The organism is Streptomyces sp. NBC_00820 (assembly GCF_036347055.1).
Classification (GTDB): domain Bacteria; phylum Actinomycetota; class Actinomycetes; order Streptomycetales; family Streptomycetaceae; genus Streptomyces.
Window position 1 is genome coordinate 3,524,330 of record NZ_CP108882.1, and the last position, 21,628, is coordinate 3,545,957.

Below are 21,628 nucleotides of genomic sequence, written 5' to 3' on the forward strand. Positions count from 1 at the left end.
GAGCGGGGCCCAGGTGCTGTCAGGAGTTCCAGGTGCGGGTGCGCAGCGGCAGGCCGGAGGCGCCCGTTTCCGGGGTGCGGATCGCCAGGACCTGGTTGACGCCGATGCGGTTGCGCTCGAAGGCGAGCGCGCAGGCGGCCATGTACAGCCGCCAGACGCGGGCGCGACCGGGGCTGGTGAGGCGGACCGCGTGCTCCCAGTCCGCCTCCAGGCCGGCCACCCACTCGCGCAGGGTGCGGGCGTAGTGCTCCCGGATCGACTCCACGTCCCGCACCTCGAACCCGGCGCGCTCCAGCTGGGTGACGGTGGTGCCGATGGGGGCGAGCTCCCCGTCGGGGAAGACGTAGGCGTCGATGAACGCGTCGACGTTGTACGCCGATTCGTCGTGCTGCGGGCGCCGGGCGATCTGGTGGTTGAGCAGCCGCCCGCCGGGCCTCAGCAGGGCGTACAGGTCGCGCGCGTAGTCCAGGTAGCGTTCGGCGCCGACGTGCTCGGCCATGCCGATGGAGGAGATCGCGTCGTAGGGGCCGTCGGGGACGTCCCGGTAGTCCTGGACGCGGATCTCCACCCGGTCGGTCAGTCCCTCGTCGGCGACGCGCTTGCGGGCGTACGCGGCCTGCTCCTGCGAGAGCGTGACCCCGACGACGCCGACGCCGTGCTCGCGGGCCGCGTGGATCGCCATGGACCCCCAGCCGCAGCCCACGTCCAGCAGCCGCTGCCCCGGCTTCAGGCCGAGCTTGACGCAGACGAGTTCGAGCTTGTCGCGCTGGGCGGTCTCCAGCGTGCCGCCGTCCTCCCAGTACGCGCACGAATAGACCATCGACGGGCCGAGGACGATCTCGTAGAAGTCGTTGCCGACGTCGTAGTGATGGCTGATGGCCCGCCTGTCGCTGCGCCGCGTGTGCAGGTGGCGGGCGCGGCGCACCTCCTCGCGCGGCGGGGTGGGCGGCAGGGGCGGCCCGGCGAGCCTGAGCAGCTCGCGGGCGCCGACGCGCACGTCCGGGTCGCGCAGCGCCTGGACGAGGGTGCGGCCCCCTTCCCCGCGCTCCCAGAGCATCCCGGCCACGGCGCCCAGGGCGGTGTACAGATCGCCCTCGACGTCCAGGTCACCGGCCACCCAGGCGCGGGCCAGGCCGAGCTCGCCCGGTTTGAACAGCATGTGGCGCAGGGCGCGCCGGTTGCGTACGACGAGCACGGGCGCGCCCGGCGGGCCGGCCCGGGAGCCGTCCCAGGCGCGGATTCCCACCGGGAGCGGCGCTCCCAGCAGCTGCTCGGCAACACTCACCAGCCGCGACGCGGCGTCGGACATGGCGCACACCTCCAAGACGGCGATCCCGGATGTCCGTTCACCACGTAAACACCTGCGAGGCCGCACCGCACTCCCCCGTTGGCGTTACAGCCGAGGAAATTTTCCGGCCGCCGCCGAGCCGAAGGGCCGCCACAACGCCGAAGGACCTCCCACACCACGGATGGCAGGAGGTCCTTCGGAGGGGTCGGTGACCGCGGGTCAGGAGGCCTTGGCCTTCTCCTCGGCCTTCGGAGCGGCTACCGGGGCCGGCTTGGCGGCCTCGTAGAACTCCACGCGCGGGTTCTCCATGGCGCCCAGGGACACGACCTCACGCTTGAGGAACATGCCGAGGGTCCAGTCGGCGAAGATGCGGATCTTGCGGTTCCAGGTCGGCATCGCCAGACCGTGGTAGCCACGGTGCATGTACCAGGCGAGGCGGCCCTTGAGCTTGATCTTCATCTTGCCCATGACGATCATCGCCACGCCCTTGTGCAGGCCGAGACCGGCGACCGCACCCTTGTTGGCGTGCTCGTACTCCTTCTGCGGGAAGCCCCGCATGCCGGAGACCACGTTGTCGCCGAGCACCTTGGCCTGGCGCAGCGCGTGCTGGGCGTTCGGCGGGCACCAGGCGTTCTCGTTGCCCGCCTTGCGGCCGACGAGGTCCGGAACCTGCGCGTTGTCGCCGGCGGCCCAGATGTAGTCCGTGCCCTGCACCTGGAGGGTCGGGGCGCAGTCGACGTGACCGCGCGGGCCGAGGGGCAGACCGAAGCGGGACAGGGCCGGGTTGGGCTTGACGCCCGCGGTCCACACGATGGTGTTGGAGTCGACCTCGAGGCCGTTCTTCAGCACGACGTGGCCGTCGACGCAGGAGTCCATCGAGGTGGAGAGGTAGATCTCCACACCGCGGCTCTCCAGGTGCTCCTTGCCGTACTGGCCGAGCTTGGGGCCGACCTCGGGAAGGATCTTGTCGGCGGCGTCGACCAGGATGAAGCGCATGTCCTCGCGGGACACGTTCTTGTAGTACTTGGCCGCGTCACGGGCCATGTCCTCGACCTCACCGATGGTCTCCGCGCCCGCGAAGCCACCGCCGACGAAGACGAAGGTGAGCGCCTTGCGGCGGATCTCCTCGTCGGTCGTGGAGTCGGCCTTGTCCAGCTGCTCCAGGACGTGGTTACGCAGGCCGATGGACTCCTCGATGCCCTTCATGCCGATGCCCTGCTCGGCGAGGCCGGGGATCGGGAAGGTGCGGGAGACCGCGCCCATCGCGATGACCAGGTAGTCGAACGGCAGCTCGTACGCCTCGCCCACGATGGGGGCGATCGTGGCGACCTTGCGCTCCTGGTCGATGGTGGTGACCCGACCGGTGAGGACCTCCGCCTTCGGCAGCACGCGTCGCAGTGGGACGACGACGTGCCGAGGGGAGATGCTGCCGGCGGCGGCTTCGGGGAGGAAGGGCTGGTAGGTCATGTACGACCGCGGGTCGACGACCGTGACGGTCGCCTCGCCGAAGCGCATCTTCTTGAGGATGCGCCGGGCCGCGTAAAGGCCTACGTACCCACCGCCTACTACGAGGATCCTGGGACGCTCCGTGGTGCTCATGGCATCGAGTATCCACCTGCCCCTGAGGGGTCGCTCGTGCGCCCCTTCACAAGCTTCTGAAGCACCTGTGTTAGACTCCGCGGCCCGCGTGACGCAGATCATGTTCCCGAATGGGAACCGCGGGTCCCTCTGACCCGTTGTCAAGGCCACGTGAGCTGGACATCCGGTTTTCGCGACCCTTCGCGACGCATCCGGAGACTCCCTCGGGACACCCTCCCGAAACACCCGTGAAACGCTCTCCTGAGCAGCTCCCAGGGCGTGTTGAGCCCCCGAATGGGCCAATTGGGGTCAACCGATCCCCCACCCGGACCGAAATCCTTGTGAAGATGTTCACGAAGGTTTCCGCCGGGGTGCCGCGGAGCGGCGTGTCGGCCGCTCCGCGACGGGGGCCAGGGCCTTTCTTCCGCGACCCCGGCAAGATCCGGAAGAGAGGCCCTAAGCCACCGACCAGGCGATGCCGTCGAGGATGTCGTGCTCGCTGACGACGACCTCCTCGGCGCCGATCCGCTCCATGATCGCGAGCAGCACGAGGGCGCCCGCGCCGATGACGTCGACGCGCCCCTCGTGCATGGAGGGGACCGCCGCGCGCTCGGCGTGCGTGGAGCGCAGCAGCCACTCGGTGATCTCGCGGACGCGGTCGTGGGAGACGCGGGAGTGGTGGATGCGCCCGGAGTCGTACTCGGGCAGTTCCTGGGCGATCGCGGACACCGTGGTGACCGAGCCGGCCAGGCCGACCAGGGTGCGTGCCTCGCGCAGCGGGACGGTCTGCTCGGCGAGGTCCAGGGCGGCCTCGATGTCGGCCCGCATGGCGGCGATCTGCTCCTCGGTGGGCGGGTCGCTCACCGCGCCCTCGTGGACCAGGTGCCGTTCCGTCATGCGCACGCAGCCGACGTCCACGGACCGCGCGGCCCGCACGTGGTCGTCGCCGACGACGAACTCGGTGGAGCCCCCGCCGATGTCCACCACCAGGTACGGCTTGGCGAGATGGTCCCGGCCGGCCAGTTCCCCGGTCGCACCGGTGAACGAGAACTCGGCCTCCTGGTCGCCGGTGATGACCTCGGGCTCGACGCCGAGGATGTCGACGACACCGCGCACGAAGTCGTCGCGGTTCTCGGCGTCGCGCGAGGCGGAGGTGGCGACGAAACGGAGCTTCTCCGCGCCGTACGCCTTGATGACCTCGGCGTACTCGCGGCACGCGGCGAAGGTGCGCTCCAGCGCCTCGGGGGCGAGCCGGCCGGTGCGGTCGACGCCCTGGCCGAGCCGCACGATCGTCATCCGGCGTTCCAGGTCGGTCAGTTCACCCGTTTCCGGGTTCGCGTCCGCGACGAGCAGGCGGATGGAGTTCGTACCGCAGTCGATGGCGGCGACGCGGGTCATGGGCGGATCCTTCTCTTCGACGTTCAAGGTTCAACGTGTCCGGCCGACAGCGTCGGCGGAGGGTGGGCGAGGCCGGGGGCCAGGGGGCGAAGCCCCCTGGGACGGAACCGGCCCGGCGGTCACTCCTCGGCGGCGCCCGGTGCGGCGCACGGCGACACGCAAGCACCCTTCGCCCACCACTGCGGCAGCATCGCGATCGCCTCGTCGCCGAGCGGGTTCACACCCGGACCCGCGGCCAGCGAGTGGGCCACCAGGACGTGCAGGCACTTCACGCGGTCCGGCATGCCGCCCGCGCTCGGGAAGCCCGTCAGGACCTCGATCTCGTCCCGGCGGCGGATGTAGTCCTCGTGCGCTGCCCGGTAGGCGGCGGCCAGCTCGGGGTCGGTCTGGAGCCGGTCGGTCATCTCCTTCATGACGCCGTTCGCCTCCAGCGTGCCGATCGCCGAGTTGGCGCGGGGGCACGTCAGGTAGTACGTCGTCGGGAAGGGCGTGCCGTCGGGCAGCCGGGGCGCCGTCTCGACGACGTCCGGCTGGCCGCAGGGGCAGCGGTGCGCGATGGCACGAAGGCCCCGCGGCGGACGGCCGAGCTGCTGCTTGAAGGCCTCTACGTCCGCTTCGGTGGGCTCGGTGCGCGGGGTGGTCGGCGGGGGCGTTTCCATGGGACTGCTTTCAGGGTGGCTTTGTGTCGGTTACCGGCCGGGGCCGGTCACTGGTCGGAGGCGTCGGACTTGTCGACCCCGTCCCAGACGTTCGCGTACCAGGGCCGGTGGGCGCCCTGGAGGTCGGCGCGGGCCTGCTTGGCCGCGCCGGTGTCGATGACGACGTACCCGGTCTCGCCGGGCATCACATAGTGCAGCCGGCGCCGGATCTGCTGCTCGGCGTAGGCGTCGTCCTGCCAGCGCGCCTTGGTGTCGCGCAGCTGCTCGACGCGCTCGCGTGCCTGCTCCTGCTGCCGCTGGAGGTCGGCGATCTCGGCGCGCTGGGAGACGTACTGCCGCATCGGGTAGGCGAGGGCGACGATCAGCGAGCACAGCACCAGGGCGAGCAGGGCGGCGCGGCCGGTGAGCCGGGAACGGCGGGCCTGCCGCTTGGTCTGGGACCGGTAGACGCGGGCCGCCGTCTGTTCGCCGAACAGCCGCAGCCTGGTCGCGGTGGAGAAACGGTCCCGGTCCCGGTCCTTCACGGCCATCTGGCTCGCCGCCTCCCCTTGCCTGTGCCTCACACGTGCGTACGTCCCCGGACACGGTACGGGACCGGGTACGGGGACGTACGGACGACTGGCCAAGCCGCGACTCATCGCGGCCCGGCCGATGGCGGTGTCGCTCAGCCCTTGCTGCGTCTATCGGTTCGCAGAGCGAAACCGCGGGAACGCGCTGCGGCCGGCGTAGACCGCGGCGTCGTCGAGGATCTCCTCGATGCGCAGCAGCTGGTTGTACTTGGCGACGCGGTCCGAGCGGGCCGGGGCGCCGGTCTTGATCTGGCCGCAGTTCACGGCGACGGCGAGGTCGGCGATGGTGACGTCCTCGGTCTCACCGGAGCGGTGGGACATCATGCACTTGAAGCCGTTGCGCTGGGCCATCTCGACGGCGTCCAGGGTCTCGGTCAGCGAACCGATCTGGTTGACCTTGACGAGCAGGGCGTTGGCGGAGCCCTCCTCGATGCCACGGGCCAGGCGCTCCGGGTTGGTGACGAAGAGGTCGTCGCCGACGATCTGGACCTTGTCGCCCAGCTTGTCGGTGATGACCTTCCAGCCGGCCCAGTCGTCCTCGTACAGCGGGTCCTCGATGGAGACCAGCGGGTACGCGGAGACGAGCTCCTCGTAGTACTCGGTCATCTCGGCGGCCGAGCGGGACTTGCCCTCGAACTCGTACTTGCCGTCCTTGTAGAACTCGGACGCGGCGACGTCGAGCGCGAGCGCGATCTGCTCACCGGGGATGTACCCGGCCTGCTTGATGGCCTCGAGGATGAGGTCGAGGGCCTCGCGGTTCGAGCCGAGGTTCGGGGCGAAGCCGCCCTCGTCGCCCAGGCCGGTGGACAGGCCCTTGGTCTTCAGCACCTTCTTGAGGGTGTGGTAGACCTCGGCACCCCAGCGCAGGGCCTCGGAGAAGGACTCCGCGCCGATCGGGGCGATCATGAACTCCTGGATGTCCACGTTGGAGTCGGCGTGCGAGCCGCCGTTCAGGATGTTCATCATCGGAACGGGCAGCAGGTGGGCGTTCGGGCCGCCGAGGTAGCGGAACAGCGGCAGGTCGCTGGCCTCGGAGGCGGCGTGGGCGACGGCGAGGGAGACGCCGAGGATGGCGTTGGCGCCGAGCGAGCCCTTGTTCTCGGTGGCGTCCAGGTCGGACATGGCCTGGTCGATCAGGCGCTGCTCGGTGGCGTCGTAGCCGACGAGCTCCGGGCCGATCTGCTCGATGACGGCGAGGACGGCCTTCTCGACACCCTTGCCCTGGTAGCGGTTCGGGTCACCGTCGCGCAGCTCGACGGCCTCGAACGCACCGGTGGAGGCGCCGGACGGAACGGCGGCACGACCCGTGCTGCCGTCGTCGAGGCCGACCTCGACCTCGACCGTGGGGTTGCCTCGGGAGTCCAGGATTTCCCGGGCTACGACGACGTCGATGGACGGCACGAGCATCTCCTTCTTGGGATGTGACGCTGAAAGTGCGGGGCTGGTGTGCCTTGCGCCTAGAGCCTAACCGTCCCGGGGTCGTCGGCCGCTGACCGACTGCCCCGTGGACAGGGAGACCGTATCCATTGTTCACTCGCGGAACAAAGGGGTGCGTGGATGAGATGTGGCCGAAGAACGGGAAACGCACCGGGCGGAACGGAGCGGGACCGCGCGCGACCGGCCGCGACCGGCCGCGGAGGCGTGGAGCGGGGGGACGAAGAACCCCGCCCCGGTGCGTGCGGGGGAACACGCGCCGGGGCGGGGAGTCATGGGGACGAGACCCTCACGGGACCCTGGTGGGCCGGGATGCCGGCACCGCGAGGGGGTGGCGGCCGCGGCCGGGGCCGCGACCGGGGCCGGGGGTCACTTCAGGTGGAGCTGCTGACCCGGGTAGATGAGGTCGGCGTTCGCGACGATGTCCTTGTTCAGCTCGAACAGCTTCTTCCAGCCGCCCTTGACGCCGTGCTTCTGGGCGATGGAGCCGAGGGTGTCACCCTTGACGACCTTGTACTCGCCGTCACCCTTCTTGACCTTCGCACCGCTCGGGGTGGTGACGGTCGCGGCGGGGCGGGCCGCGGAGCGGGAGGCGGCCTGGGTGTCGGTGGAGCGGGCGGTGCTGGTGCTGCTCGGGGCGGCAGGGGCCGCGGGGGCAGCCGGGGTCGCGGGGGCGGCCGGGGCGCTGAAGGGGGTGCTGGACAGGCCCGTGCCGCAGGTCGGCCAGGCGCCCTTGCCCTGGGCGGCGAGGACCTTCTCGGCGATGGTGATCTGCTGCGTCTTGGTCGCCTTGTCGGCCGTGGCGGCGTACTGCGTGCCACCGTAGGCGGCCCAGGTGGAGGCGGAGAACTGCAGGCCGCCGTAGTAGCCGTTGCCGGTGTTGATGGACCAGTTGCCGCCGGCCTCGCACTGGGCGACCGCGTCCCACTCGGAGGCGGTGGCGGCGGAGGCGTTGCCGGCCGCCATCAGCGGGCCGGCGACGGCGGCGCCGGCGACACCGGCGAACGCGAGGGCGCGGACGGCCTTGGACGAACGACGATGCTTGTTCTTGCTGGCAAACAGCATGGATCGATCCCCTCACCGACGCCTGCGAGGTGAGCTGTCGGGTTCGGGCCGGTTGAGTTGCCCGGCCACCCCTTCCCCGAACGGGAAGGCGTGGCTTCACCCCCAGCCGGACGCGGCTTCAACCGCCGGGTCCGGCACTTACCTTGGGTCCCCCGCTCCTGCCTGCGGCGCGTGACGCGTCGACTGTTCCCGGGTGGCCACTGGCAGGATTCGGCGTTGCGGCGGCCGGGGCTCGTGGTGACGAGCGGTCCTGACCGTAGACAGGCGGCCGACGGAAAACCAAAGACGATCAGGGCTTCTGAGACTCATCCCACACTTTCACCAAAACGGACATTAGCGGTGAAGTGGGGCGTCAACTGCCGCTGTTACGCGCCCTTTTCGTCCCCTACTTTCAGGGTCTGACCGGGGGCGATGTTGTTCGCGTCGGTGCCGATGTCCTTCTTGTTCAGGGAGTAGAGGGCGCGCCATCCGCCGTCGAGGTCGAGGGAGTCGGCGATGGAGCCGAGCGTGTCGCCCTCGTGGACCGTGTAGGTGCCCGCGTCGCGCAAGGCATGCCGGCCGGAAGAGTCCGCCTTCTGGCCGCCCTTCGCGTCCTCGGCCGCACTTCCGCCGCGGTGGCGGCCGCCGCTGTCGAGGCTGCCGGTGTCGACCAGGGCCCAAGAGCCGCCGGTCTGCGCCGAATTGTCCGTCTCCTTGACCGCGGGGGCCCTGGTGACCGGGCCGTCGCTCACCCGGCCGCCGGCGTAGTTGGGCATCGCGGATTCCTCGGACCCGGAGGTGTCCGCCCCCTTGCCAGTGTCACTGGAGTCGCCGCTCGCACTCGCGGGCTGGTCGTCCTTCTTGTCCGCGCCCTTCGAGGAGGAGTCGGGCGAGGGCGACGAATCCGGCAGGGCGGGCGATTCGGATGCCTTGTCCGAACCGGACTTGCCGGCGGACCCGGAGTTGTCCCCGCTGTCCGCGGTGCCGGGGGTGGCCGAGCCACCGACGCCGGTGTCGACGTTCACGGAGCCGGAGTTGGAGGTCAGTCCGGACAGCAGGGCGCACGTGGCCCAGGGGGTGGTCCCCTTGTCGGCGAGGATCTTCTCGGCGACCGAGATCTGCTGCGAACGGCTGGCCTGGTCGGCGGTCTCGGCGTACTGGGTACCGCCGTACGCACTCCAGTCCGCCTGGGAGATCTGCAGGCCGCCGTAGAAGCCGTTGCCGGGATCGGCGCTCCAGGAGCCACCGCTCTCGCACTCGGCCACCTTGTCCCACGTGGTGCCGTCGGCCGCGTGGGCACTCGCGGCACCGAGGAGCGGGATGGCGATGGCCGAGCCGGTGACACCGGCCGCGACGAGGAGAGCGGGAGCCTGGCGAGGGCGACGGTGACGACCGTTCCCGGAGAGCATGCGGAGGCCTTTCGAGCGACAGCAGGATCGGCGCGGCGGATGGTGCGTCGCCACACTGATGGGTGAACGTATAGGCATACGATCGTCCGTCACAAGTTCATGCCGCACAGATCACGTGAAGATCACAATGCTGACGCTCCGTCAGATGCCCTCCGGCGCACGGCTCATCGGACCGGCGTGAACTCCACGGGGAGCGTGCGCAGGCCCCGCATGATGAGCCCGCCGCGCCAGCGCAGGTCCGCCGGATCGGCCGCGAGCCGCAGGTCGGGCAGGCGGGTCAACAGGGTGGCCAGCGCGGTCTGTCCCTCCAGCCGGGCGAGCGGGGCGCCGACGCAGTAGTGGATGCCGTGGCCGTAGCCGAGATGCTGGTTGTCGCGACGGGACAGGTCCAGGACGTCCGGGTCGGCGAACCGCTCCGGGTCCCGGTCGGCCGCGGCGAGTACGACGAGCACCGGGTCGCCGGCGGCGATGTCCTGCCCGCCGATGGTGAGCGGCTGGGTGGCGAAGCGCCAGGTGGCCAGCTCCACGGGGCCGTCGAAGCGCAGGAGTTCCTCCACCCCGGTCGCCAGGAGGTCCCGCTCCCCCTCGGCGAGGGACCGCTGGAGGCGGTCGCGCTGCCCGGGGTGGGTGAGCAGGGCGTAGGTGCCGTTGCCGATGAGGTTGACGGTCGTCTCGAATCCGGCGAACAGCAGGATGAAGGCCATGGCCGCCGCCTCGTTCTCGGTGAGGTGCTCGCCATGGTCGGAGGCGCGGATGAGGGCGGAGATCAGGTCCTCGCCCACAGCGGGCTCGGCGGGCAGCGCCTGCCGCTTCTTGTGGATGAGTTCGGCCAGGTAGCCGCGCATCTTCTTGACGGACCGCGCGACCCCGCCCCGCGGCCCTCCGCCGTGGCGGATCATCATGCCCGCCCAGTCCCGGAAGTCGTCCTGGTCCTCGCGCGGGACGCCGAGCATGTCGCAGATGGCGTAGATGGGAAGCGGGAAGGCGAACTCGTGGATGAGGTCGGCGGATCCGCGGGCGGCGAACTCGTCGATGAGGTGGTCGGTCAGCTCCTGCACCCGGGACGCGAACTCGGCGACACGGCGGGGCGTGAACGCCTTGCTGACCAGCCGGCGCAGCCGGGTGTGGTCCGGCGGGTCGATGTTCAGCAGGTGCGTCATCAGCTCGGCCTTGCGCTCGCCGGGGATGCCGGTCTTGCCCTTGGCGTGCGCGGGCTCGTCATGGTGCGCCGGGTTCTTGCTCAGCCGCTGGTCGGCCAGGGCCTGCTTGGCGTCGGCGTACCGGGTGACCAGCCAGGCCTCCACCCCGCTGGGCAGCTTGGTCCGGTGCACGGGCGCGTGCTCGCGGAGCCAGGCGTAGGCGGGGTAGGGGTCGGCGGCGAACTCCCAGGTGAAGAGCTCCGGGGCGGTTCCGTCACTGCCGTCAGTGCCGGCAGTGACGGCAGTGCCCTCGGGGGCATCAGGGGCGTCGGGGTTGAGCTGGTTGGTCACCCCTCGACGGTATCCGCACTCGTGACCGGACCTCGACCGTCAGAACCCGCCCAGGGCCCTCCTGCCGGACCGGACCGGCCCGGCGCACCGCGCACCGCACACCGCACACCGCACACCGCACACCGCACACCGCACACGATCCCGGCGGCGCGTCCTAGTTCCACTCCGATTCCGGGTCCGGCTCGGCCGCCGACTCGGCCTCGGACTCGGGCTCCCTCTTCGGCTCCACGCCCTCGCTCGCCCGTATCGCGTCCCGGTAGGCCCGTGACGCCGCGCGCAGGGCCGCCTCCGGGTCGACCCCGTCGGCCTCGGCGCGGACGGCCAGCGCCAGCAGTTCGTAGCCGATGCCCTCGCCCCGGGGCAGGGGTACGTCCAGGCCGCCCGTGCGGGTGCGGGAGGCGAGCTTGGCGGCGAGGGCGAGTCCGGGCTGGCCGAGCGGGACGCCGTCCGTCACCGAGGTGCGCCGCTTCTCCTCGGCCTTGGTGCGCAGCCAGTGCGCCTTGACGTCCTCGGGGGTCTCGGCCTTCTCCTCGCCGAAGACGTGCGGGTGGCGGTGGATGAGCTTGGCGACGATGCCGCCGGCCACGTCGTCGACGGAGAACGGCGCGTCCGGGTCCTCCTCGGCGATACGGGAGTGGAAGACGACCTGGAGCAGGACATCGCCCAGTTCCTCCCGGAGTTCCTCGCGGTCGCCGGCCTCGATGGCCTCGACGAGTTCGTACGCCTCCTCGATGCCGTACTTGGCCAGGCCCTGGTGGGTCTGGCGGGAGGACCAGGGGCACTCCTCGCGGATGCGGTCCATGACCTGCACGAGGTCGAGGAGGCGGGCGCCGGGCAGGTCGTAGGAGGCCGGGAGCAGCTCCAGGTCCGGCATCCGCACCCGGCCCGAGCCGGCCAGCCGGGCGAGTCCGTCGGTGAGGGCCGGCTCGCCCTCGCCCGTGGCCACGACCACCACCGTCCGCCCGCCGGCACAGGCGTCGACCACCTCCTGCGCGGTGGGGGACGTCCGCTCCACGACTATCCCGGCTTCCCGCAGGTAGGGCAGCTGCGGATGGGCGCCGTCCGCGCACAGCACGGCGTCGGCGGTGCGCAGGGCCTGCCAGGCGGGCCAGGACAGCAGACCGGGGGCGACGCGGTGGCTCGTGGTCAGCAGGACGATGCGGCCGGTGGCGGCTTCGGCAGTGGTTGCGTTCACGATCCGAACGTAACCCACGGCGCGGACGGACGGGATCCGTTGTCCACAGGGACAGGGGAGTCCTGTGATCGTATGACCGGGTCCCGTCGCCGTACCGTTGCGGCACCGCGAAACGCCTGGTGAGCGCCTGGTGAGCGCCGTCAGGCCGGCTGCTGTACCGCCGCCGCCGTGACCTCCCGCACCCACGGCGTCCGCGCGTCCACGCGGCTGCTCTTCTGGACGTCCCAGGCGCCGTAGCGCGGGTTGAGGTCGACGTGGAGCTCCCCGGACGCCTTGGACAGCGCCTTCCAGAAGGCGGGCTGGGAGGTGTCGGTGCCGAGCTTGGCGGCGAGCTTCTGCGCCTCGATCTGGAGGCGCAGGTTGTCGTCCAGGCGCTCGGGCGCGATGCCGTACTTCTGCAGCCAGGCCGTCTGGAGCCCCTGGGCGCCGCCGGCCTGCTGCTCCAGGCCGGCGCGCATCTGCTGGACCTCCTTGCGGGTGACCGTGACGCCCGCGTCCTGCGCGGCGCGGTGCAGCACCCGGTCCAGGACCATGTTGTGCAGGGTGTCGCGGGTCAGACCGCCGGTCGCGGCGATGACCTGCTGGTACTGGGTGTCGTCCGGTACCGCGGCCCGCTGTGCGGCGCGTACCTCGTTGACACGGTTCTCCAGCTGGGCGACGGTGATCCGCTGCCCTCCGACGAGCGCCGCCGCGCCCGGGTGCGCTTGGCTTCCGCAGGCGGTGAGGAGGGGGGCCGCGGCGGCGATCGCGGCGGTGAGGAGGAGCGCGGTGCGACGGCGGCGGTGCAAGGAAACCTCCCGAGGAGTTTGTGCGGCGATGCACAAAGTCTTGCGATGATCGATGTTAGGCAGTGGGTCGCCTGAGGCCAACCCATTCGACCAACGATTCACGCGCGCTTCGGGCACCGCCGCGCGTCCCCGCGACGGTGTTCGGCCGTGGACCGCGCTCAACCGGTTCAACCGGTTCAGCCGGTTCAGCCGGTTCAGCCGGTTCAGCCGGTTCAGCCGGTTCAGCCGGTTCAGCCGGTTCAGCCGGTGACGGCCACCGGCGCGTCCCAGGCGTCGCGGTCGACGGTGAGCGTGACGCCGCCGTGCGTCTCCTTGCTGTTCACCATGTACTGGTGGGCGCGGCTGTGCCCGGTGAACTGTGTGGCTCCCCACGGCCAGTCGGCGGTGGTGGTGTTCTGCTTGTCGTACAGCGCGTACCAGAGGTTGCCCGGCAGGTCGGTCTTGTCGGACGCGGTGGCTACGGCCTTGGCGCTGGAGCTGGTGAAGCCGTAGTAGCCGGCGCGGTACGTCTTGGCGTGCAGGGCCTTGTCGAAGGCGCGCACGTAGGTCAGCACGGCGTCGTTGCACGCCTTGTTCGTGCTGTCGTACGCCTCCATGTCGAGGTAGACGGGGCTGCCCGCCTTCATGCCGAGGGCGGAGGCCTTGGCCACGGCGTCGGCGGCGTCCGCGGCGCCGAGGGAGGCCGCGGTGGCGGCGGTCAGCTTCTCCGGGTTGGCTCCGGACTGGCAGGGCGGCTGCGCGCCGACGTAGATCGGGATGAGCTTCCAGCCGAGCGAGCTGACCGACTTCACCCAGGAGGCGGTGAGGTTGGGCTGGCCGCAGCCGCGGTTCTTGCCGCCCACGTAGACGGCGGCGGCACCGTAGAAGCCGGTGTGCCAGGCCTTCATCGCGGACAGGGACGGCGCCGTGCAGGTGTCGAACGCGCGCCCGGTGAAGGTCTTCTGCGCGGGCCATGTGGTGGCGGCCATGGATGCCGTGGCCGCCACACCGGCTCCCGCCACGACGGCCGCGCCTGCCGCCGTCCACGCGATGTATCTGAACTTCTTCGACTGCCGGTGACCGGCCATCCCCACCCCTGTGCAGAAAAGGGGCGGACGCGTCGGCGTCCGCCCGGAACATCCCCGAGGCCTGTGCGGGCGGCCCGGTCCGGCGCGGCGGCACGCTTCGTGAAACGTGCGCGTGCGCGCGGGACTTGGGCCGCCCGAGGCTTGTGCACCGTAACCGATGACACCCCTGGACGGGGACCGGGACGGGTACGGGGACCAGGACGGGTACGGGGACGGGGACGGGTACGGGGACGGGGACGGGAGAACCGTCACCTCCGCCGTGTGGTGCGGCTGATGCGCACGGCGGGCCACACCAGCAGCCCGGTGACGCCCCACAGGAAGAGCGAGAGGACGGCCCACCCGGCCACGCCGAGCTCCGGGTCCTTGGCCTCGAACACCGTGACGGCGAGTGCCGGGAGGCCGAAGAGGACGGCGAGGACGCTCAGCACGACCAGCCCGATGGACTGCATGACCGTCCGCCGCGCGGGAGTGCGGGCGCCGGCGGCCTCCGGGGCCGCCGAGGACACCGGCTTCTTCGGCGGCTGCTGCCGGGGCGGCAGCCACACCAGGGCGTGCGGCGGCACGGCGGCGTCGATGGTGGCCAGCGTGTGCGCGTCGATGTCGTACAGGCCCGGCTCGACCTCGACGATCAGGCCGTCGGTCCCGATGAGCCGCCGCCCGCCGTCGGGCCAGCACAGCATGGCGGCACAGGCGCGGTAGGCAACGGTCGCCGCGTGCTCGGTGCCGTCCGGCTCCTGCGCCGTCACGCTGACGCCGTCGGCGCCGACCACCAGCGCCGCGCCGCGCTCGCGCGCCGAGCGGAACTTGCGCCCGGTCACCACGTACGACGACTCCGTGGGGGCCGCGGCGTATCCGGCCCAGTCGGCGCTGTGCCCGGCCGGCACCTGCATCAGGGCCGTCGCGGCGGCCTCCCGCGCCACCGCGTGCACCTGCTCCGGGGTCACCGTCCGCAGCTCGGCCCGCAGCTCGTCCGGGCTGCTGACCGGGCGTCCGGCGAGGAGGTCCTCCGCGCTCCCGGGCAGCCGCTTCGCGGCCGCGTCGGGCGCGGCCAGGGCGGAGTCGAGGCGGCTGCGCACCGCCTCCAGGTCCGGCTGCCCGATCCGGCCGGCCTGGAGCCCGGCGAGGACGTCGACGAAGCCGCCGAGCACCGCGTCCTGCTTGTCGGGGAGGGCGTCGGCGAACGCCGTCACGACGGCCATGCCGTCGCGGCGGGCGGTGTGGTCGGTGGCCGCCGTGTAGGAGTAGCCGCCCTCCTGGCGCAGGGAGCGGGACAGTTCGCGCTCCAGGACGCCCGCGTACAGCCGGGCGGCCGCGGTGTCGGCGACGACGGCGTCGAGCAGGACACCGCCCTTGCCGTCGGAGAAGCAGGCCGGGGTCTCCGGGAGCGCGGAGGTGACGGCCGGCATGGGGTGGCGTCCGCCGGCGGGCAGTTTCAGCGACAGTCCGGCCGGCATCCGCTCGCCCGCGACCCACAGCACGGCGTTGCCCTGCGTGAACCAGGTCTGCGCCCAGTGCCGCACGTCCTCGGGGCGCAGGTTCCGCACACCCCACTCCGGGTAGCTGACCAGGCCGTACCCCTGGGCGCCGTAGCGCCACAGCGGGAGCTGGGCCGAGCCGCGCCGGGCCTCCTCGGTGCGCAGGATCTCCTTCTCGGTCTCCAGGCGCTCCATGGGCAGGTCGCACAGGGAGGCGCAGACACCCTGGAGGTAGGCGACGACCTCGTGTTCCGCGCCTTCCATGTAGAAGTGCGTGAACGCGGCCTTGGTCTCGCCGTTGAAGTGGTAGTCGGCCAGGCCCTGGCGGTGCAGGGCGAGGTGCTCGACGAGGTGGGTGATCCCGGCCCGGGACAGCGTCTCGTCGGCGACTCCGACGCGGAAGACGAGCCCGGCGCGCATCGGTCCGGGGGCGTACGCGAAGAGGGTGGGTATGCCGTCGACCTGGGTCGAGTGGATGGCAGCCTGGGGGTTCATCTCCGGCCTCTGTTCGGCGGGTTCGACGTTCTGCGGGTGCGGTTCGGGTGGGCGGCCCGGCTCGTAGCGTGCGGGCGCGCGGACGGACTTGTACGGTGCGGGCGCGCGGCCGGGCTCGTGCCGGCCGGGTGCGTCGGCGCTCACCCCTTCGCGAGGGCGGCGTCGCGGTGCTTGACGAACGCCGCGGCGGGGTCGCCCAGGTAGCTCCACGGGTACTTGGAGGCGAAGGGGCCGAGCGCGCGGAAGCAGGCGGCGGCCCGGGCCAGGTCGCCCACGAGGGAGAACATCGCCGCGAAGGCGCTCTGCGCGATGACCCAGCCGTAGTCGCGCCGGAAGTGCGGGTGGAGCACGGACCTCTCGGCGGCCTCGGCGAGTTCGGCGTGCACGTGCGCCTGACGCAGGTAGGCGTCGCGTTCCTGTCCGCGCAGGGCGAGCCGGTGTTCCATGTGGACCTCGGCCACCATCGCGCCGTTCACCGCCCCCTCGGGGGAGTTGAGCAGGCATTCCCGGGCGAACCCGTGGGCCGCTTCCCAGCTCCCGCCCCACTTGGGGCACAGCTGCTGCAACAGCCGTCCCTGTCCGTTGAAGTGGTGCGGGTGATGCGCGGCCAGCCGGTCGTAGCGCCGCCGCGCCTCGTTCTGCCCGAGCTCCAGCCCCTTCGCCGTGGTGAGCCGCTCGGCCCAGGCCGCGTCGGACGACGGGTCGAGCGCGGTGGCCCGGATGAGCCGCTGCTCGGCCTGGCGCAGGTGCGCGTGGAGCCCGGCGAACTGCTCGCGGCTGACGTCCTTCGCGGACGCCGAGGTCCGGATCTCCCAGCCGATGACCACTTCGCGGGCGCCGAGGACGGTGAGCGCGAGCACGTCGTCGGGTGTGGCGGCGAGGATCTCGCGCATCCACCCCTCGATGCCGGGCACCGCGTCCAGCACCCCGACGGCGAAGCTGCGACTGACCTCGCGCGGCAGGCCGTCGACGTACTGACGGATCGACGCCCAGTCACGTGCGGCGGCGGCCTGCCGAAGCCACGCGGCCTCGGGGAAGACGGAGGCGACCTCGAAGTCGGGTGGCGGCAGCGCGGAACCGGAAGCGAACGACATGCGGCGGATACTAGGCCAGACCAGTGACAGCGCCGTTCATCGGGATCTTCCGGAACGATCCCGTACAACCATCGCCGTCCTCCGGGAGTCTTGTGTGCGCCGGAGGTCTGCCCGCAGGGGCGGCGGGTGTGTCAGCCCCGCACCTGTCCCAGCCACTGCAGGGTCCGGCGGATCTCCACCGCCAGCGGGTCACCGGGGCCCTGGACGCGTTCCACGTCCATCAGCAACCGGACGAGCGTGTCGTGGGCGGCCGGGCGGTCGCCGAGGGCGAGCAGCAGGTGGCCGATGCGGCGGCGCAGGTCGAGGGCGAGCTGGGGGTCGCCGGAGACGTACTGGTTCTCGTAGTACGGCAGCAGCGCGCGGTACTCGGCGAGCGCCGCGGTCGGTTCGCCGAGCTGCTCCAGGCACTGGGCGGCCTCGTAGCGGAAGCGCAGGGACTGGGGGTCGGACTGGCCGCCCTCGGTGGCGCGTTCGTCGGCGAGGCGGCGCAGTTCGGGCAGGGCGCGCCGGTACTGGCCGTCGTCCATGAGGGTGGCCGCGTACTGCTTGCGCAGGGTGCGGACGACCGGGGAGTGCTCGCCGTGCTGTTCGGCGGCGGCGGGCAGGATCGCGCCGAGGATGTCCACGGCCTGGGTGATGCGGCCCTCCCCGAGCAGGCGCTTGACCTCGTCGACGGCGGCGGCGACGTCCGGCTTCCCGGCCGCCGGAGGGGTGGGGGCGGCCGGGGCGGGCTGGGGCGCGGGCGTGCGCGCGCGGTCCGGCCACGGGGCGTGCGGGCGCAGGAAGGGGCGAGTGGGGTCCAGCGGCGCTCCGGTGGGCGTGCCGCGCGGGGGCAGGAGCAGCGCCAGGTGCTCGTACACCTCCTGCGCGGAGGCGGGGCGGGCTTGCGGGTCCTTGGCGAGCAGGCGCAGGACCAGCGTCTCCAGCGCCTCGGGCACCTCGGGGCGGATCCGGCGCACCGGCAGCGGGGGTTCGTACAGGTGCCGGTGCAGCACGCCGAGGGCGGTGGAGCCGACGAACGGCACGTCACCGCTGAGCAGTTCGTGTATCAGCACGCCGAGCGCGTACAGGTCGGTGTACGGGCCGACCGCGCCGCCCATCGCCTGCTCGGGCGCCATGTAGGCGGGCGAGCCGATGGGGGAGCCGGTGTGGGTGAGGCGGGTGGTGTCGGTGTCCATGACCGAGGCGACACCCAGGTCGAGGACGGTGACCGTGCCGTCCTGCTTCACCATCACGTTGCGCGGCTTGAGGTCGCGGTGCACGATCGGCACGGCGTGCACCGCGCTCAGCACGGCGCACAGCTGCGCGGCCACCGCGACCGCCCACTGCCACGGGTACGGGTCGTGCTCGGCGAGGTGGTCGGAGAGGTCGGCGCCGTCGACGTACTGCATGACGAGGAACAGCTCCTCGCCCTCACTGCCGGCGTCGTGCACGGTGACCAGGCCGGGGTGGTCGACCTGCGCGGTCACCCGGCACTCACGCACGAAGCGGCGGCGCAGCTCGTCCGCCTCCTGCCCGGCCACCTTGTCCGGGCGCAGCAGCTTCACGGCCACACGCCGGTCGAGCCGCTGGTCGTAGGCCGTCCACACCTGACCCATGCCGCCCTGTCCGATGAGCGTGGACAGTTCGTACCGGCCGGCGACGACACGTCCCTGCGTCACGGTCACCTACCGCCCTCGTGGTCGTCGTGCTTGCGCAGGTAGTCGCTGAGTTCGTCGAGTTCGGCGCGTACCTGGTCGATCCGGGCGGGGGCGGGGCGCTGCGGCGGTGGCGTGTGCGGCATGGGCGGCGGTGTGTGGGGCGTGCTCAGCGGTGTGTGGGGCGTGCTCGGTACCGCCGGCGGCGGAGGCGACGGAAGGAGCGGGGCGACCGGAGCGGCGAAGCCCGCGGGCCCGGCCGGCGCGCTCTGCACGGTCGTCGCGGTGAACGGGGTCACGGGGCCCGGGTAGCCGTACGCCCCGGCACCGTGCTGCGCCCGGTAGGCCCGGCGCCGCATGTGGAAGTGGCTGATCTCCGCCACCAGGTAGTAGACGGACGCGCAGGCCAGGTTGCCCAGCAGCAGAGAGCCGCCCAGGTAACCGCCCGGGGTGTGGAGCTCGTCCTCACCGGGTTCGGAGCCCACCAGCACGAAGCCTGCGATGCCGGCCACCAGCGATATGGCGAACAGGCACCAGTCGAGCGGCTTGCGCGTGACGGCCGCCAGCCGCAGGAGCGTCACCGCGGCCAGGGTCCCGATGGTGCCGACGCTCACCGCCACGAGCAGCACACGCAGGATGACCAGCCACGCGGTGTGCGGCGGCTGCTTCACCGGCTGTGCGTAGCCGTGGCCTTGCATGGCTGCTCCTGATCCCTGAAATGGGCGTACTCGTACGCCCGGTGGTGTCCGGACCGGGCACCACCGGTCGCACGATGGTCGCTCCGAGCATATGGCCCGGCGCGGACAACGGGTCCGGGTTGTACCGAACCGTTGTCCGAGCGTCGTGGTCAGTCCGGCGCGACGGTCCCGTCCGTCAGCCCGTCGTACATCCCGCGCACGAGCTGCTCCCCGAGCCGGCTCGCGTGGCGCAGCGCCCGCTCGAACTCGTCCAGGGCGCGGAACCGGGCGCCGTAGCGCCGCTGTTCGTCCAGCGGCAGCCGGGGCAGTTGCAGGCGGCGCACGTCCAGCCGGGTGGCGGTGGACGCGTAGCTGCTGGCCTGCCGGTTGTTGGCGGTGCCACGCAGGAACCCGGTGAGGAACCAGGGGTCGAGCGCGGCGGGATCGGGGCGCAGGAGCACGAGGTTGCGCCCGAGGGCGGCACCCGCCGTCTCCGCGTCGATCACCCGCGCCACCGAACCGCCGCCGAGCACCGGTACGACGATGTCGCCCGGCTCGGTCAGCACCGCCTCCTCGTCGCTCTCCGGGAGCGTCCCCGAGGGCGCTGTTCCGGCGAGGACGTCGTGGTCGGTCAGGACGGGCACGCGCGCGGGGCCGCCGTTTCCGCCGGTGCGCATCACCAGCGCGCCGCCGCGCGCGAGTTCACCGACGGTGGTGAGCGGCCAGCGCGCGGGCAGCGCCGGGGCGGCGGGGGGCGGGGTGAGGTCGGCGGTCAGACGCAGGGTCGTGCCCAGGCGCTCGCGCACCGCCGTGAGCTGTTCGGCGCCGTCGGCCTCGGCGGCGGGTGGCAGATGGCGGGCGGGGGCCAGGTCCACGTCGTCGTCGAGGAGTTCGATGACCGGCACGGAACGCGCCACCCCCGGCCGCTCGGTCAGCCGGCCGTCCCGGGCGAAGGCGCGCCAGGCGTCCAGGACGGCGTCCCGTACCGCCTGCCAGTCCGGGCCGCCGCGTGCCTCGCCGGCGAACCGCCCGGTGTCCAGGAGCAGCACCTCGGGCGCAACAGGCGTCCGGTCCGGGCGGCGCAGCACCCACAGGTGGAGCGGGATGTTGTACGGCGGTGCCGCCCCGACCGGCAGCGCGACCACCGCGCGCAGTGCGCCGCGGCGCAGCAGGTCGGCGCGGATGCGGCGGCCGGAGCGGCGTGAGGCGGCGGCCGGCGGCATGAGCAGCACGGCGGTGCCGCCGTCGGCCAGCCGGGCGAGCGCGTGCTGCACCCAGGCCAGCTCGGACTCGGTGCGGGCAGGGAAGCCGTACTCCCAGCGGGGGTCGTAGGCGAGTTCGTCGTGGCCCCAGTTGCGTTCGTTGAACGGCGGGTGGCACAGGACGGCGTCGGCGCGCAGCTCCGGGAAGGCGTCGGCGCGCAGGGTGTCGCCGGCGGCGGCGCGCACGGCCGCGCGGGCGTGCAGGGCGAGCCTGAGCGCGGTGAGCGCGGCGAGTTCGGGGGCGCCGTCCTGGGCGTACAGCTCCTGGCCTGGGCGGCTTTCCACGGCGCGCAGCAGGGCGCCGGTGCCGCAGGCCGGGTCCAGGACGCTGCGGGCGGGTCCGGCGAGGTCGGCCATGAGGCGGGCGAGTTCCGCCGGGGTGAGCGTGTACTGGCGGGGGTTGGCGTCCAGGTGCCGGCCCAGCAGGAACTCGAAGGCCTGCCGTGCCCCGGTTTCGGCGGCCAGCTCGGCGGCGCCGCGCAGGAGCGGTGCGGAGGGCAGGAGTTGGGAGCCGGTGGGGGTGTGCACCACGGAACCGGTGCGCGCGGACGGCGGGGCGTTCACGGCGTCGGGCGTCTGGGCGTCGGGTGTACGGGTGCCGGGCGTACGAGCGTCAGGCGCACGGGAGCCAGGCGTCCGGGCGTCGGACACCGTGCCGAAGCGCGGGCCGAGCACCTGCTCCAGCGCGCCGGGGAGCGCCGCGGTCAGGCGCTCGTCGGAGCCCGCGCTGATGTCCAGCCAGACGGTGGGGCGTTCGTGGATGAGCAGCAGGACGCAGCCGACGTGCACCAGGGCGGTGACGGGACCGTCGGGATGGCCGGCGAGCTGCTGCCAGACGCGTTCGCGCAGCGGCACCTCGGCGAGCTTGCCCTGCTTGCGCAGCCAGCCCTCGACCTCGCCGAGGGCGAAGGACGGGCTGGTCTCCGTCCCTCCGACGGGCTTGGGGAAATCGGCGTGCCTGCGGCGCCAGTTGCTCACGGCGGCCCGGCCCACTCCGGCGAGCCGCGCGATACCGGCGGCGGTCACCTCTGTCGCGTTGTCCTGCACCGGCCCCGCTCCCCTCGTCCCG

Annotated in this window: 17 protein-coding genes and 1 riboswitch; all 17 genes read right to left on the reverse strand. The window is 72.3% G+C overall.

What is annotated here, in order from left to right; translation table 11 throughout:
- Positions 1 to 19: 19 nt before the first annotated feature.
- Positions 20 to 1,309, reverse strand: a complete 1,290-nt coding sequence (locus OIB37_RS15920; protein ID WP_330458256.1) for a cyclopropane-fatty-acyl-phospholipid synthase family protein — start codon at positions 1,307 to 1,309, stop codon at positions 20 to 22.
- Between the two features lie 198 nt (positions 1,310 to 1,507).
- Positions 1,508 to 2,887, reverse strand: a complete 1,380-nt coding sequence (locus tag OIB37_RS15925) for an NAD(P)/FAD-dependent oxidoreductase (protein WP_330458257.1) — start codon at positions 2,885 to 2,887, stop codon at positions 1,508 to 1,510.
- 435 nt (positions 2,888 to 3,322) lie between these two features.
- Entirely contained in the window at positions 3,323 to 4,264 is a 942-nt protein-coding gene (locus OIB37_RS15930) for a Ppx/GppA phosphatase family protein (protein WP_330458258.1), read from the reverse strand.
- A gap of 119 nt (positions 4,265 to 4,383) precedes the next feature.
- Complete coding sequence (locus tag OIB37_RS15935) at positions 4,384 to 4,923, reverse strand: DUF501 domain-containing protein (protein ID WP_330458259.1); 540 nt, start codon at positions 4,921 to 4,923, stop codon at positions 4,384 to 4,386.
- A 47-nt stretch (positions 4,924 to 4,970) separates the two neighbouring features.
- Positions 4,971 to 5,453 (reverse strand): FtsB family cell division protein, encoded by a 483-nt coding sequence (locus OIB37_RS15940; protein WP_330458260.1) that lies wholly within the window; start codon positions 5,451 to 5,453, stop codon positions 4,971 to 4,973.
- Positions 5,454 to 5,603: 150 nt separating this feature from the next.
- Positions 5,604 to 6,899, reverse strand: a complete 1,296-nt coding sequence (eno, locus tag OIB37_RS15945; protein WP_330458261.1) for a phosphopyruvate hydratase — start codon at positions 6,897 to 6,899, stop codon at positions 5,604 to 5,606.
- Between the two features lie 396 nt (positions 6,900 to 7,295).
- A complete protein-coding gene (locus tag OIB37_RS15950) occupies positions 7,296 to 7,991 on the reverse strand; it encodes a transglycosylase family protein (RefSeq protein WP_330458262.1) in 696 nt (231 codons plus the stop codon).
- Between the two features lie 4 nt (positions 7,992 to 7,995).
- Positions 7,996 to 8,171: riboswitch (cyclic di-AMP (ydaO/yuaA leader) on the reverse strand.
- Positions 8,172 to 8,356: 185 nt separating this feature from the next.
- Entirely contained in the window at positions 8,357 to 9,379 is a 1,023-nt protein-coding gene (locus OIB37_RS15955; RefSeq protein ID WP_330458263.1) for a transglycosylase family protein, read from the reverse strand.
- Between the two features lie 164 nt (positions 9,380 to 9,543).
- Positions 9,544 to 10,869, reverse strand: a complete 1,326-nt coding sequence (locus tag OIB37_RS15960) for a cytochrome P450 family protein (protein ID WP_330458264.1) — start codon at positions 10,867 to 10,869, stop codon at positions 9,544 to 9,546.
- 154 nt (positions 10,870 to 11,023) lie between these two features.
- On the reverse strand, positions 11,024 to 12,064 hold the full coding sequence (locus tag OIB37_RS15965) for a nucleoside triphosphate pyrophosphohydrolase (RefSeq protein WP_330458265.1): 1,041 nt from the start codon (positions 12,062 to 12,064) through the stop codon (positions 11,024 to 11,026).
- 140 nt (positions 12,065 to 12,204) lie between these two features.
- Positions 12,205 to 12,852, reverse strand: coding sequence for a SurA N-terminal domain-containing protein (locus OIB37_RS15970; protein WP_330458266.1), 648 nt, complete (start codon positions 12,850 to 12,852; stop codon positions 12,205 to 12,207).
- Between the two features lie 239 nt (positions 12,853 to 13,091).
- Positions 13,092 to 13,919, reverse strand: a complete 828-nt coding sequence (locus OIB37_RS15975) for a glycoside hydrolase domain-containing protein (RefSeq protein ID WP_330458267.1) — start codon at positions 13,917 to 13,919, stop codon at positions 13,092 to 13,094.
- 248 nt (positions 13,920 to 14,167) lie between these two features.
- Positions 14,168 to 16,033 (reverse strand): insulinase family protein, encoded by a 1,866-nt coding sequence (locus OIB37_RS15980; RefSeq protein WP_330458268.1) that lies wholly within the window; start codon positions 16,031 to 16,033, stop codon positions 14,168 to 14,170.
- Positions 16,030 to 16,983, reverse strand: a complete 954-nt coding sequence (locus OIB37_RS15985) for a hypothetical protein (RefSeq protein ID WP_330458269.1) — start codon at positions 16,981 to 16,983, stop codon at positions 16,030 to 16,032. Before OIB37_RS15985 ends, OIB37_RS15980 begins: the two co-directional genes overlap by 4 nt.
- A gap of 131 nt (positions 16,984 to 17,114) precedes the next feature.
- Positions 17,115 to 18,608, reverse strand: a complete 1,494-nt coding sequence (locus tag OIB37_RS15990) for a serine/threonine-protein kinase (protein ID WP_330461864.1) — start codon at positions 18,606 to 18,608, stop codon at positions 17,115 to 17,117.
- 38 nt (positions 18,609 to 18,646) lie between these two features.
- A complete protein-coding gene (locus OIB37_RS15995) occupies positions 18,647 to 19,318 on the reverse strand; it encodes a hypothetical protein (RefSeq protein WP_330458270.1) in 672 nt (223 codons plus the stop codon).
- Between the two features lie 149 nt (positions 19,319 to 19,467).
- On the reverse strand, positions 19,468 to 21,606 hold the full coding sequence (locus OIB37_RS16000; RefSeq protein WP_330458271.1) for an N-6 DNA methylase: 2,139 nt from the start codon (positions 21,604 to 21,606) through the stop codon (positions 19,468 to 19,470).
- Positions 21,607 to 21,628 lie beyond the last annotated feature (22 nt).